The organism is Allobosea vaviloviae (assembly GCF_001298265.1).
Taxonomy (GTDB): Bacteria; Pseudomonadota; Alphaproteobacteria; order Rhizobiales; family Beijerinckiaceae; genus Allobosea; species Allobosea vaviloviae_B.
The window spans coordinates 159,645-172,674 of the sequence record NZ_LGSZ01000052.1; the positions used below are offsets into that span (position 1 = coordinate 159,645).

At 65.5% G+C, this 13,030-nt stretch carries 12 protein-coding genes; 6 read left to right on the forward strand and 6 right to left on the reverse strand.

All coding sequences use genetic code 11. The features are described 5' to 3' along the window. The first annotated feature begins 11 nt into the window (after nt 1-11). Nucleotides 12-3,374: a carbamoyl-phosphate synthase large subunit gene (gene carB / locus AE618_RS20040; RefSeq protein ID WP_054210840.1), complete on the forward strand. Its 3,363-nt coding sequence runs from the start codon at nt 12-14 to the stop codon at nt 3,372-3,374. Nucleotides 3,375-3,474: 100 nt separating this feature from the next. Continuing rightward, on the forward strand, nt 3,475-3,951 hold the full coding sequence (greA, locus tag AE618_RS20045) for a transcription elongation factor GreA (protein ID WP_054210841.1): 477 nt from the start codon (nt 3,475-3,477) through the stop codon (nt 3,949-3,951). A 125-nt stretch (nt 3,952-4,076) separates the two neighbouring features. On the opposite strand, the gene AE618_RS20050 is transcribed toward greA, so the two are convergent. Beyond that, on the reverse strand, nt 4,077-4,679 hold the full coding sequence (locus AE618_RS20050; RefSeq protein WP_054210842.1) for a MarC family protein: 603 nt from the start codon (nt 4,677-4,679) through the stop codon (nt 4,077-4,079). A gap of 122 nt (nt 4,680-4,801) precedes the next feature. On the opposite strand from AE618_RS20050, the gene AE618_RS20055 reads away from it, so the two are divergent. Then, the gene (locus AE618_RS20055; RefSeq protein WP_054210843.1) at nt 4,802-5,311 is read left to right on the forward strand and encodes a hypothetical protein; all 510 of its coding nucleotides are present in this window, start codon (nt 4,802-4,804) and stop codon (nt 5,309-5,311) included. Between the two features lie 9 nt (nt 5,312-5,320). Here AE618_RS20055 and AE618_RS20060 read toward each other — a convergent pair whose 3' ends face one another. Further along, the gene (locus AE618_RS20060) at nt 5,321-5,785 is read right to left on the reverse strand and encodes an Lrp/AsnC family transcriptional regulator (protein WP_054210844.1); all 465 of its coding nucleotides are present in this window, start codon (nt 5,783-5,785) and stop codon (nt 5,321-5,323) included. A 113-nt stretch (nt 5,786-5,898) separates the two neighbouring features. On the opposite strand from AE618_RS20060, the gene AE618_RS20065 reads away from it, so the two are divergent. From AE618_RS20065 to AE618_RS20075, 3 genes are all read left to right on the forward strand, one after another. Beyond that, entirely contained in the window at nt 5,899-6,882 is a 984-nt protein-coding gene (locus tag AE618_RS20065) for a mitochondrial fission ELM1 family protein (RefSeq protein WP_054210845.1), read from the forward strand. Nucleotides 6,883-6,956: 74 nt separating this feature from the next. After that, nucleotides 6,957-7,922: a thioredoxin-disulfide reductase gene (gene trxB / locus AE618_RS20070; protein ID WP_054210846.1), complete on the forward strand. Its 966-nt coding sequence runs from the start codon at nt 6,957-6,959 to the stop codon at nt 7,920-7,922. Between the two features lie 143 nt (nt 7,923-8,065). Further along, nucleotides 8,066-8,956: a LysR family transcriptional regulator gene (locus AE618_RS20075; RefSeq protein WP_054210847.1), complete on the forward strand. Its 891-nt coding sequence runs from the start codon at nt 8,066-8,068 to the stop codon at nt 8,954-8,956. A gap of 536 nt (nt 8,957-9,492) precedes the next feature. Here the strand turns inward: AE618_RS20075 and AE618_RS20080 are convergent. The 4 genes from AE618_RS20080 to leuB all read right to left on the reverse strand — a co-directional run bounded on the left by AE618_RS20080 (nt 9,493) and on the right by leuB (nt 12,991). Beyond that, nucleotides 9,493-10,047 carry an NADPH-dependent FMN reductase gene (locus AE618_RS20080; RefSeq protein WP_054210848.1) on the reverse strand — a complete coding sequence of 185 codons (555 nt, stop codon included), beginning with the start codon at nt 10,045-10,047 and terminating at the stop codon, nt 9,493-9,495. Between the two features lie 82 nt (nt 10,048-10,129). After that, nucleotides 10,130-10,696: a methylated-DNA--[protein]-cysteine S-methyltransferase gene (locus AE618_RS20085; RefSeq protein WP_054210904.1), complete on the reverse strand. Its 567-nt coding sequence runs from the start codon at nt 10,694-10,696 to the stop codon at nt 10,130-10,132. Nucleotides 10,697-10,809: 113 nt separating this feature from the next. Continuing rightward, nucleotides 10,810-11,766: a protein-methionine-sulfoxide reductase catalytic subunit MsrP gene (gene msrP / locus AE618_RS20090; RefSeq protein ID WP_054210849.1), complete on the reverse strand. Its 957-nt coding sequence runs from the start codon at nt 11,764-11,766 to the stop codon at nt 10,810-10,812. Nucleotides 11,767-11,881: 115 nt separating this feature from the next. After that, nucleotides 11,882-12,991 carry a 3-isopropylmalate dehydrogenase gene (gene leuB / locus AE618_RS20095; protein ID WP_054210850.1) on the reverse strand — a complete coding sequence of 370 codons (1,110 nt, stop codon included), beginning with the start codon at nt 12,989-12,991 and terminating at the stop codon, nt 11,882-11,884. Nucleotides 12,992-13,030: the final 39 nt, after the last annotated feature.

Consider the following 13,030-nt stretch of genomic DNA (forward strand, 5'->3'; position numbering starts at 1 on the left):
AGCCGAGCCCCATGCCCAAGCGCACAGACATCAAGACCATCCTGATCATCGGCGCGGGCCCCATCATCATCGGCCAGGCCTGCGAGTTCGACTATTCCGGCACGCAAGCCGTGAAGACGCTGAAGGCCGAGGGCTACCGCATCGTGCTGGTCAACTCGAACCCGGCGACGATCATGACCGATCCCGACCTGGCGGATGCGACCTATGTCGAGCCGATCACGCCCGAGATCGTCGCCAAGATCATCGAGAAGGAGCGCAATGTGCTCCCCGGCGGCTTCGCCCTGCTGCCGACCATGGGCGGCCAGACCGCGCTGAACTGCGCGCTCTCGCTCAACAAGAAGTCGATCGTCCAGCCCGATGGCAGCAAGATCAGCGTTCTCGAGAAGTTCGACGTCGAAATGATCGGCGCCACCGCCGAGGCGATCGACAAGGCCGAGGATCGCGAGCTCTTCCGCAACGCGATGACCAAGATCGGGCTGGACACGCCACGTTCGCACCATGTCAAGAATCTCGGCCAGGCGCTGACCGCGCTCGAGGATATTGGCCTTCCCGCCATCATCCGCCCGTCCTTCACCATGGGCGGCACCGGCGGCGGCATCGCCTACAACAAGGGCGAGTTCATCGAGATCTGCGAACGCGGCTTCGACGCCTCGCCGACCAGCGAGGTCCTGATCGAGGAGAGCGTGCTCGGCTGGAAAGAATACGAGATGGAGGTGGTCCGCGATAAGAAGGACAACTGCATCATCGTCTGCTCGATCGAGAATCTCGACCCGATGGGCGTCCACACCGGCGATTCGATCACGGTGGCCCCCGCGCTGACGCTGACCGACAAGGAATACCAGATTATGCGCGACGCCTCGCTGGCGGTGCTGCGCGAGATCGGCGTCGAGACCGGCGGCTCGAACGTGCAGTTCGCGGTCGATCCGGAGACCGGCCGGATGATCGTTATCGAGATGAACCCGCGCGTCTCGCGTTCCTCGGCGCTGGCCTCCAAGGCCACCGGCTTCCCGATCGCCAAGGTCGCGGCGCGTCTGGCCGTCGGCTACACGCTCGACGAGATCGAGAACGACATCACCGGCGGCGCGACCCCGGCCTCCTTCGAGCCGACGATCGACTATGTCGTCACCAAGATCCCGCGCTTCGCCTTCGAGAAATTCCCCGGTGCCGAGCCGACGCTGACCACCGCGATGAAGTCGGTCGGCGAGGCCATGGCGATCGGCCGGACCTTCCAGGAATCGCTGCAGAAGGCGCTGCGTTCCTTGGAAACCGGGCTCGACGGCCTCGACGAGATCGAGGTCGAAGGCATGGGCAAGGGCGACGACAAGAACGCGATCAAGGCCGCACTCTCGACGCCGACGCCCGACCGCATCCTGCAGGTCGCCCAGGCGATGCGCTTTGGCTTCACCGACGCGCAGATCCATGAGAGCTGCCGCATCGACCCCTGGTTCCTCGAGCAGATGCGCGGCATCGTCGACACCGAGGAGAAGGTGCGCCAGTTCGGCCTGCCGCAGACGCCGGGCGCCTTCCGGCAGGTCAAGGCGATGGGCTTCTCCGACAAGCGCCTCGCCGCCGTCGCCGGCAAGACCGAGACCGAGGTGCGCGCGCTCAGGCGCTCGCTCGACGTGCGCCCTGTCTACAAGCGCATCGACACCTGCGCCGCCGAATTCACCTCGCCGACGGCCTATATGTACTCGACCTACGCCATGCCCTTCATGGGCGCGGCCGCCGACGAGGCCCAGCCGACGGACCGCAAGAAGGTCGTCATTCTCGGCGGCGGCCCCAACCGCATCGGCCAGGGCATCGAGTTCGACTATTGCTGCTGCCATGCCTGCTATGCGCTGAAGGATGCGGGCTACGAGACCATCATGGTCAACTGCAACCCTGAGACGGTCTCGACCGACTACGACACCTCCGACCGGCTCTATTTCGAGCCGCTGACCGCCGAGGACGTGCTCGAAATCCTCGAAACCGAGAAGCAGAACGGCACGCTGCACGGCGTCATCGTCCAGTTCGGCGGACAGACCCCGCTGAAGCTCGCCAATGCTCTGGAGCAGGCCGGCATCCCGATCCTGGGCACCTCGCCCGACGCGATCGACCTCGCCGAGGATCGCGACCGCTTCAAGCGCCTGCTCGACAAGCTCCAGCTCAAGCAGCCCAAGAACGGCATCGCCTACTCGGTCGAGCAGGCGCGCATGATCGTGGCCGAGCTCGGCCTGCCCTTCGTGGTGCGCCCCTCCTATGTGCTCGGCGGCCGCGCCATGGCGATCATCCGCGACGAGGCCATGTTCGAGGATTATCTGCTGGGCACCCTGCCCTCGCTGATCCCCTCAGAGGTCAAGGCGAAGTATCCCAACGACAAGACCGGCCAGATCAACACGGTGCTCGGCAAGAACCCGCTGCTGTTCGACCGCTACCTGTCGGATGCGATCGAGGTCGATGTCGACTGCCTCGCCGACGGCAAGGAGGCCTTCATCGCCGGGATCATGGAGCATATCGAGGAAGCCGGCATCCACTCCGGCGATTCGGCATGCTCTCTGCCGCCGCGCTCGCTTTCGCCCGAGACCATAGCCGAACTGGAGCGCCAGACCCGCGCCATGGCGCTGGCGCTCGATGTCGGCGGGCTGATGAACGTCCAGTACGCCATCAAGGACGGCGACATCTACGTGCTGGAGGTGAACCCCCGCGCCTCGCGCACCGTGCCCTTCGTCGCCAAGGTCGTCGGCATCCCCGTCGCCAAGATCGCAGCCCGCATCATGGCCGGCGAAAGCCTGGCGAGCTTCGGCCTGAAGACGCAACCGCTCGGCCATGTCGGCGTCAAGGAAGCGGTCTTCCCCTTCGCGCGCTTCCCCGGCGTCGACGTGCTGCTCGGGCCGGAGATGCGCTCGACCGGCGAGGTCATCGGGCTCGACCGCTCCTTCGACATCGCGTTCGCCAAGAGCCAGCTCGGCGCCGGCTCGAAGGTGCCGGTCAAGGGCACCGTCTTTGTCTCGGTCCGCGACGAGGACAAGCCGCGCATCGTCGCAAGCGTCCGGATGCTCGCCGATCTCGGTTTCCGCGTTCTGGCGACCGGCGGCACGCTGCGCCTGCTGCAGGACGAGGGCATCCCGGCCGCCAAGATCAACAAGGTCCTGGAAGGCCGGCCGCACGTCGTCGATGCCATCAAGAACGGCGAAATCCAGCTCGTCTTCAACACCACCGACGGCCCGCAAGCGCTGGCGGATTCACGCTCGCTTCGCCGAACGGCCCTCTTGCACAAGGTTCCCTATTATACCACCTTGGCCGGAGCGATCGCGGCGGCGGAAGGCATCAAGGCCTATTGCAGCGGCGATCTCGAAGTCAGATCGCTGCAATCCTACTTCGTTAGCGCCGCCTGAAGGCGGCACGCGCCGAAGTTTAGAGAAACGACGGGAAGCGGGACGCGGGCGGCAGAGCAGCCGCCGGTGGGCATCCGCTTTCGGATAATGGGACGAGACGATGGAAAAGGTTCCGATGACCGCCGGCGGCTTCGCCGCTCTGGAGGCCGAGCTCAAGGATCGCCAGCAGGTGCAGCGCCAGCGCATCATCGCGGCGATCTCGGAGGCGCGAGCCCATGGCGATCTCTCGGAAAACGCCGAGTACCACGCCGCCAAGGAATCGCAGGCTCTCAATGAAGGCCGCATCCAGGAGCTCGAATCGTTGATCGGCCGGGCCGACATCATCGACATCGCCAAGCTCGCCGGCAGCGACACGATCAAGTTCGGCGCGACCGTCAAGCTGATCGACGACGACACCGAGGAAGAGAAGAACTACCAGATCGTCGGCGAGCCGGAATCGGACGTGAAATCCGGCAAGGTCTCGATCGGCTCCCCGATCGCGCGCGCGCTGATCGGCAAGAAAGTCGGCGATTCCGTGCAGGTCAACACACCCGGCGGCGGCAAGTCCTACGAGGTCGTCAGCGTCATTTTCCGCTGAGAGTCACCTCGTCATTCTCGGGCGAAGCGAAGCTTCGACCCGAGAATCTCGTGAAGAATGCGTGCTGGAGCCTCCTGCGGCCGGAGATGCTCGGGTCAGGCCCGAGCATGACGCGGTAGCCTCCCCTACCCCGCAATCACCGTCCGCAGCGCCTTGATGATTCCATCGACGGCGACGCTGGCCAGGATCAGCCCCATCACCCGGCTGATGACGCTGGCGCCGGCATTGCCGATCAGCCCGATGATGCGGGTCGCGCAAAGCATCAGCACGAGCGTGACCGCCAGAATCCCCGAGATCTGAAGCACGGTCTCGGCCTGTTCGGCGATGCTGAAGCGCGAATTGTCCGTCACCGTCATCACGGTCAGCATCGCACCGGGGCTGGCGATGCTCGGAATCGCCAGCGGATAGACGGCACGCTCGAGGTCGGACGTCCGCAGCAGCTTCTGATCCTCCTCCAGCTTCGATTCGCCGAAGATCATCGTCAGCGCGAACAGGAAGAGCACGATGTTGCCGGCGATCTCGAAGGAGGTCAGCGCGATGTCCATCGCGGTCAGCAACACCTGTCCGGCGACGACGAAGAACACCAGGACGCCGAAGGCGACGAGCGTTCCGCGAATCGCGACGGCACGCGCGGCCGCGGCACTCAAGCCGGCCGTCACGGCGAGAAAGACGGGCAAGGTGCCGATCGGATCGATCACGACCCAGAGCTTGACGATTTCCGTGAACATACGCTGCGTCCCTATTGCTCCCTTTAAGCATGCGAACAGCGGCAGCCAAAGCCGCAAGGCCAGCCACTTGGACAATGCGCTGGCGACGACTACATCTTCGGAAGGATCGCTGGAGCAACCCGATGACGACGCGTCGAAACCTCCTTTCGCTCGGACTGACCGGCGCAGCGCTGGCGCTCTCGCCGGCTCTCGTCACAGCCGCCCTCGCCCAGGCCCGGACCATCGGGGCGATCCGAGTCGATACCGCGCGCATCGCCAGGCAGGGCTGGGGTGAAAACGCCGACAAAATCCGCGTCGACATGGAACGCCAGCTCGCGCAGACGCTCGGCCCGCTTTATCAGCGCGGCAAGGGCGCGACGCTGCATGTCCTCGTCAAGGGTGTCTGGCTGTCGAGCTTCGCGGGCGGCAGCGGCGGCGGCAAGCCGACGGGCGGCGGCGGCAGCAACGACAATTTCGACAGCGAGATCACTGTGCTGGGCCCGCGCGGCGAGGTTCTGCAGACCTTCCCGATCCTGTCGGTGGTCGACTCCGGCTCGGGCGGCGCCTGGTACAGGCCCGATGTCGACCAGCGACGGGTCGCGGCCCTGATCGAGAACAACGCGCTCTGGATCAAGCGCTATCTCGGCGGGTGAGGCGCAGCCTCACTCGAACGGCACGATTGGCTCGTCCTTGACGCGGTCGAGCGCCAGTGCCGTGCGGACATTGCGGACATTGGGCAGGCCGGTCAGCTCGCCGACGAAATCCTGGAACGCCTTGAGATCGGGCGCGACGCATTTCAGCACGAAGTCGATGTCGCCCGAGAGCTTCCAGCATTCGCGCACGGCGGACCAGGCCCGGATTCGCGCCTGAAACGCCTCGAGATCGGCCTCCGCCTGGCTGGCCAGATGCACGAAGGCAAAGCAGACGACGTCGAACCCCAGCTTACCTTCATCGAGCTGGGCACGGTAGCCGGTGATCAGTCCGGCCTCCTCGAGCGCCCGCACCCGCCGAAGGCAGGGCGGCGGCGAAATCCCCACGCGGCTTGCCAGCTCGACATTGGTCATGCGCCCGTCAGCCTGCAATTCGCGCAGGATAGACAGGTCGATATCGTCGAGTTTGGATCGCACAAGGGGCCCCGGAGCAAGGTCGCGCTGGTGTAGACGCAGCGTCGGGGCGATACAAGGCATTGACTGTGCCAGACAAGACGTCGCCCGCCAGCGCCGACGCAAGGAGCCTCGAGGTGCCCGCCGAACCAATTCCCAGCGTCTGGGTCCTGACGGACGGCAAGGCCGGCGACGAGGTGCAATGCCTCGGCGTCGCCGAGCGTCTGGGCATCGTCCCGGATATCCGACGGATCGCGCCGCGAAAGCCCTTCGCCTGGCTGATGCCGCGCGGGCCGATCGATCCGCGCGAGGGCCCCGACCGGCCCGACAGCCCGATCCGCCCGCCCTTCCCCGACATCCTGATCGCCTCGGGACGTCGCGCGATCCCTTATGTCCGGGCGGTGAAACAGGCGTCCAACGGGCGCACATTCACCGTCATCCTGAAGGATCCGCGCACCGGCACCGGCGCGGCCGACTTCATCTGGGTGGCCGAACATGACCGCCTGCGCGGGCCAAACGTCCTGGTGACGATCACCTCGCCGCATCGGCTTGCTCCGAAACAGCTGGCACAGGCGCGGCAGCAGCCGCCGGCTGCCATCGCAGCGCTCTCCTCGCCCCGCGCGGCCGTGCTGGTCGGCGGCGACAGCCGCCATCACCGCTTCCGGCCGCAGGACATCGTGAGCTTCGCCGAGGGGCTCGATACGCTCGCCCGCTCGGGCGTGGCACTGATGGGCTCGCGCTCGCGCCGCACCACGCCCGAGCTCGACAAGGCGGTCGCCGCGGTCTTTGCCCGCCATGGCGGCTGGTGGTGGGACGGGTCAGGCGAAAACCCCTATGTCGCACTGCTCGCCAATGCCGACGCCATCGTCGCCACGGCCGATTCCACCAACATGATCGGCGAGGCCACGGCGACGGGCGTGCCGATCCTCGTCTTCGAGCCCCATGGCGGCCATGGCAAGCTGGCGAAGTTCCTGGAGGCGCTGAAGCGGGAAGGCGCCGTCCGGCATTTCGAGGGACGGCTCGACGGCACCCGCTACGAGCCGGTCGATTCGACGCAAGCCATCGCCGACGCCGTGCGGGAGCGCTGGCTTATGCACAGGCGCGAGCTCGACCTCGCCTAATCTTGAGGCCGACCACGCTTGCATCGGCGCACCGGCATCGTATGTGACAAGGCGTAGGAAGAGGAACTCAGATCATGGCCCACACCCATGCCCGCGTGATGATCATCGGTTCGGGCCCCGCCGGCTACACCGCCGCGATCTATGCCGCCCGCGCCATGATGGAGCCGGTGCTGATTTCCGGCATGCAGGCCGGCGGCCAGCTGATGATCACGACGGATGTCGAGAATTATCCGGGCTTCGCCGACGTCATCCAGGGCCCCTGGCTGATGGAGCAGATGCGCGCCCAGGCCGAGCACATGGGCACGCGCATGGTCTCCGACCACATCGCCCGCGTCGATCTCTCGCAGCGCCCGTTCCGGCTCTGGGGCGACGGCTCCGAGACCTATTCCTGCGACGCGCTGATCATCGCGACAGGCGCCCAGGCCAAATGGCTCGGCCTGCCCTCAGAGCAGACCTTCCAGGGCTTCGGCGTCTCGGCCTGCGCCACCTGTGACGGCTTCTTCTTCCGCAACAAGGAGGTCGTCGTCGTCGGCGGCGGCAACACCGCGGTCGAGGAGGCGCTTTATCTCGCCAATCTCGCCGCCAAGGTGACGCTCGTGCATCGCCGGGACGGCCTGCGCGCCGAGAAGGTCATGCAGGAGCGTCTGTTCAAGCATCCCAAGATCGAGGTCGTCTGGGACAGCGAGATCGCGGAGATCTGCGGCGGCACGCAGCCGCCCAACGTCACCCATCTGCGCCTGAGCAACCTCAAGACCGGCGCGCAGAGCGAGCTGAAGACCGACGGCGTCTTCATCGCCATCGGACACAAGCCGGCGACCGAGCTGTTCGCAGGCCAGCTCACGATGAACGAGACCGGCTATCTCGACGTCACGCCCGGCACGAGCCAGACCAACATCCCCGGCGTCTTCGCCGCGGGAGATGTCACCGACGAGCATTATCGCCAGGCCGTGACAGCCGCTGGCATGGGCTGCATGGCCGCACTCGACGCCGAGCGCTGGTTGCAGGCCAATGAGCTTGAGCACCTGAAGGCGGCAGAATAAGCGCAGATCCACAACTCATCACAGAATCTGATGGATTTGGTAACCAGATTCAGTGCGAAAACAGCACTGCCTTGCGACTGAGGCGTTGACGTTCCAACATTTTAGCCCCCAACATGCACGAAACGCATAACGGGGGGACCGCGGTGGATTGGGACCGCATCAGGATCTTTTATACCGTCGCCGAGTCCGGCAGCTTCACCAAGGCTGGCGATGTTCTCGGTCTCAGTCAATCCGCCGTCAGCCGGCAGATTGGCGCGCTGGAGCGGGAACTCCGGGCGCCGTTGTTTCATCGCCATACGCGCGGTCTGATCCTGACCGAACAAGGTGAACTGCTGTGGCGGGCCGCGCGCGAGATGACGCAGCGCCTCGAACGGACCCGCTCCCAGCTTTCCGAGACGCGCGAGCACCCGTCCGGCGAGCTCAAGGTGACCGCGACCCGCGGCCTCGGCGGGCACTGGCTGACGCCGCGCCTTGCCGAGTTCCTCGATCTCTATCCCGACATCAAGGTCGACCTGATCCTCACCGACGAGGAACTCGACCTGTCGATGCGCGAGGCCGACATCGCCATCCGCCTGCGCCAGCCGCAGCAGCCGGACCTGATCCAGCGCAAGCTCTTCTCGGTCCATTTCCACGTCTATGGTTCGCCGGCCTATGTGAAGCGTTTCGGCGAACCCAAGGGCTATGAGGATCTCGACAACCACAGGCTGCTGACCTTCGGCGGCACCTCGCCATCCTACCTGACGGCGGTGCACCAGCTCGCGACGCTCGGCCGGGACGCCCGCAACCCCCGCCCGATCCACCTCACCGTCAACAACATCACGGCGATGAAGCGGGCCGTCGATTCGGGCGCCGGCATCGCAGTGCTGCCGGATTACCTGATCGAGACCGGATCGCCGCTGGTGCAACTGATGCGCGAGACGGAGATGCCTCATCTCGAGAGCTATCTGGTCTATCCGGAAGAGATGAAGTCGGTCGCCCGCGTCCAGGTCTTCCGCGACTTTCTGATCCAGAAGGCCCAGCGCTGGACCTACTGACGCGGGCACCGGTGCGCCGGGGTCGATTCGCAGGCCGCCGGCAGCTTTTCTGCCGGCGCATCCTCCGGATGCATGACGTGGCGCGCAACCGCGACGCCCAGCCACACCGCACTGCGGCAAATCTGAACGACATCGCAGATGGCGAAGACGCCACGGCTGTCTTGTACGCATATTTATCAATGATTTAGGCTCAATTTGCGGCATTTGACCGCAACGCATGCATGCGACGCATGACGGACCCAAACTATGCTGCATTGCAAAAAGGCATGTGCTGCCCGATATAGCAAACACGGTTGTTCGGAACGGGCTCTGCTAACTCCTCCCGGCATTGAGTTCGTTTCAGCCGTTCCCCTCTGAGATGTTTGGCGTTCGCGCCGGATGTTTCAAACTTTCAAGGCCGGCTCCCTCACGGGACGCCGGCTTTTTTTTGGCTTGGGCCATCCCGTCATCGCGAGCCGAAGCGAGGCAGTCCGGAGCCGTAGCGCTCTGCAACTCCCGGATCGCTTCGCTTACGCTGGCCATGACGATTGCCGTCTTTACGCAGCCAGCTTCCCGACCAGACCGGCGAACTTGTCCATGAATGCCTGCAGGAAGGCCCGGGTCGCATCGATCGTGACCGTGTCGGCGTCATCGACCAGGCCGTCCTTCCAGGTGATGAACATCTGGCCACCCATCACCAGCGCGCCCTGATTGCCGAGGATGTCGCGCAGATGCTGCTGGGCGCAGGCCGTGCCCACGCCGCCGGGGCTCGCCCCGATGATGGCGACGGGCTTACCGCCCCAGACGCCCTTGCCGGAGGGACGCGCCGCCCAGTCGATAGCATTCTTCAGCACGGCGGGAATCGAGCGGTTGTGCTCTGGCGTGACGACGAGCAGCGCGTGCGCCTCCGCGATCTCGGCTTTCAATCGGGTGGCCGTATCCGGCCAGGCCGCAGCCTCCAGATCCTGATTGTACATCGGCAGATCGTCGATCTCGACGAAATGCGGCGTGAAGGACGTGGTGCCGAGCTTGGCGAGCGCACGCGCCAGTTTGCGGTTGATCGACGCCTTGCGGTTGCTGCCGACGATGATGGCGAGCTTGAACGGAGCCATGAAAAGAACCTCGGTTGAAAGGGACGCAGAAGGGTTGGATTGGAAACGCCTCAGAGTGCTTGCTGGGTCCCGCCCATCGCGCTCAGCCGGGCCGCGCCGCCAGCGGCAGGGCATCGAACAGGCCTGGCATCGCGCTGGTGCGGGCCTTCTCGATCGTCAGCATTTTCAGCTTGGTCTCGACGCCGCCATCGGCGGAGAATCCACCGGTCTTGCCACCGGCCGCCAGGATCCGGTGGCAAGGCACGATCGGCGCGAACGGGTTCCGACCGAGCGCAACGCCGACAGCCCGCGCCGCCCCAGAGTCACCGATCCGGCGCGCGACCTCGCCATAGGTCAGGGTCTCGCCGGGCGGGATCGCGAGCGCCACCTCATAGACCTTGCGGTTGAAGGCCGGCACCCGAGCAAGGTCGATCGGCAGATGCGAAAGGTCGCGCGGCTCGCCCGAAAGCAGCGCCACGATCTCGGCCATGGCGGCTCGAATGAAAACCGGTGGAGCACCGTTTTCCTCGGCATCGGGAGCACGCTTCGCCAGGCGCCGGCGCGCCGTCTCGGCATCATGCTCCGGCAGTTGCGCCCCGATGATGCGATCGCCTTCCCAGATCAGGGCGCAGGCGCCGATCGCGGTCTCGAAGAGAATGTAGTGCTGCATGACGCCAGCATAGGCGATCACGGGATAGGCCGTCACGCCCCGTGATCGCGAGCGCAGTGAAGCAGCCCTGTGGATCGCTTCGCTGCGCTCTCAATGACGATGCCGGCAGCAACTCACAGATAGAGCTGCTCGCCCTCCAGGCCCTTGTAGAGGCCCGCGACCTGCTCGGCATAGCCGTTGAACAATTGCGTCGGCTGGCGCTCGCGCGTGCCCAGCACCTGCTCGCTCGCCTGGCTCCAGCGCGGATGCGGCACCTTCGGGTTCACATTCGCCCAGAAGCCATACTCCGAGGCCTGCAGCCCCTCCCAGAAGGTCTTGGGACGCTCCGCCACGAAGCTGATCTTGGTGATCGACTTGACCGATTTGAAGCCGTATTTCCACGGCGTGATCAGCCGGATCGGCGCACCATGCTGCGACGGGATCGGCTTGCCGTAGATGCCGGTGACCAGCAGCGGCAATTCGTTGCCGGCCTCGGCCATGGTCAGCCCCTCCGTATAGGGCCAAGGGTACCAGCGCTGCGACTGGCCAGGCGCTATGCGCGGGTTGAGGAAGGTCTCGAAGCGGATGTATTTCGCCGAAGACAGGGGCTTGGCGAAGTCGACGAAAGCCTTGAGCGGAATCCCGGTCCACGGCACCGCCATTGCCCAGGCCTCGACGCAGCGGAAGCGGTAGAGCCGCTCTTCCAGCGGCAGCTTGCGGACGAGGTCGTCGAAGCCGATCTCGAAAGGCTTCTCCACCATGCCGTCGACGGTGATCGTCCAGGGCCGCGACACCAGCCGCCTCGACGAAGCGACGATGTCCTTCGAGGTGCCGAACTCGTAATAGTTGTTGTAGTTGGCGGCGAGGTTCTCATCCGTCACGGGCCGGTCCAGCGTATAGGCGGTGTTCTTCCTGGCCGGGTAGAGATCCAGCGTCGGATCGGCGCCCTGCGCCGCGGCAAGCTGCGGCAGGGCACTGCCCGCGATCAGACCTGCGCCGCCAGCCATGAAGCTGCGGCGGTTGACGAAGACGGATTCAGGCGTGGCCTGGCTCTCGGGGATGGCCCAGCCAGGACGGTTCTTGATCAGCATGACGGACACACTCTGCTTTCGTGGATGCCCGTTAGGCCACGAAAGCGGGAGCGCGGCAATTCACGAGGGGGAGAGGCGTCCGTCCCTTCTCCGCTCGGGGGAGAAGGCCAGCGCCTCAGCCCCTCGCCTCCAGCGCCTTGACGATCGCCGTGCCCATCTCCGTCGTCGAAACGGCGTTGGCGCCATCAGCCGCGATGTCCTTGGTGCGCGTGCCGGAGCCCAGCACGTCGGCGATCGCGCCTTCCAGCCGGTCGGCAGCCTCGATCGCGCCGAAGGAGTAGCGCAGCGCCATCGCAAAGGAGCCGATCATCGCGATCGGATTGGCGAGCCCCTTGCCGGCGATGTCGGGGGCCGAGCCGTGGACGGGCTCGTAGAGCGCCTTGCGCTTGCCGGTGACAGCATCCTCGGCGCCGAGCGAAGCCGAGGGCAGCATGCCAAGCGAGCCGGTCAGCATCGCCGCCACATCCGAGAGGATGTCGCCGAAGAGGTTGTCGGTGACGATGACGTCGTACTGCTTGGGCCAGCGCACGAGCTGCATGGCGCAGTTGTCGGCCAGCACATGCTCGAGCTCGACATCCGCATAGTCCTTGGCGTGCAGCGCCGTGACTGTCTGCTTCCAGAGCACGCCGGTCTTCATGACGTTGTGCTTCTCGGCCGACGAGACCTTGTTGCGACGGGTGCGTGCCAGCTCGAAGGCGACGCGGCAGATCCGGTCGATTTCCGGCGTGGTGTAAACTTGAGTGTCGATGCCGCGCTTGGAACCGTCCTCCAGCGTCACGATCTCCTTCGGCTCGCCGAAATAGACGCCGCCGGTGAGCTCGCGCACGATCAGGATGTCGAGGCCCTCGACGACCTCGGGCTTGAGCGAGGAGGCCGAGGCCAGGGCGGGATAGCAGATCGCCGGGCGCAGATTGGCGAACAGGCCGAGATCCTTGCGCAGCCGCAGCAAACCCGCTTCGGGACGGTGCTGATACGGCACATCCGCCCATTTCGGGCCGCCGACCGCGCCGAACAGCACGGCGTCGGCCTCTCCCGCGAGTTTCATGTCTCCTTCGGAGATCGCCTGTTTGTGCGCGTCATAGGCCGCGCCGCCGACGAGACCCTTCTCGATCTCGAAGGAGGCCAGGCCCTGCTTCCCGAACCAGGAGACGATCGTCTCGACCTGGCCCATCACCTCGGGGCCGATCCCGTCACCGGGCAGCATCAGGAGCTTGTGGGTCGCCATGGTCGTCGCCTCGCCGTTTCTTGAACTGTCGTGGCGGCT

Bases quoted from the DNA above. Each gene is read 5' to 3' on its own strand.
- AE618_RS20050 (WP_054210842.1), bottom strand. From the start codon at position 4,679: ATGTTCACGGAAATCGTCAAGCTCTGGGTCGTGATCGATCCGATCGGC.
- carB (WP_054210840.1), top strand. From the start codon at position 12: ATGCCCAAGCGCACAGACATCAAGACCATCCTGATCATCGGCGCGGGC.
- msrP (WP_054210849.1), bottom strand. From the start codon at position 11,766: ATGCTGATCAAGAACCGTCCTGGCTGGGCCATCCCCGAGAGCCAGGCC.
- AE618_RS20085 (WP_054210904.1), bottom strand. From the start codon at position 10,696: ATGCAGCACTACATTCTCTTCGAGACCGCGATCGGCGCCTGCGCCCTG.
- greA (WP_054210841.1), top strand. From the start codon at position 3,475: ATGGAAAAGGTTCCGATGACCGCCGGCGGCTTCGCCGCTCTGGAGGCC.
- AE618_RS20055 (WP_054210843.1), top strand. From the start codon at position 4,802: ATGACGACGCGTCGAAACCTCCTTTCGCTCGGACTGACCGGCGCAGCG.
- AE618_RS20080 (WP_054210848.1), bottom strand. From the start codon at position 10,047: ATGGCTCCGTTCAAGCTCGCCATCATCGTCGGCAGCAACCGCAAGGCG.
- leuB (WP_054210850.1), bottom strand. From the start codon at position 12,991: ATGGCGACCCACAAGCTCCTGATGCTGCCCGGTGACGGGATCGGCCCC.
- trxB (WP_054210846.1), top strand. From the start codon at position 6,957: ATGGCCCACACCCATGCCCGCGTGATGATCATCGGTTCGGGCCCCGCC.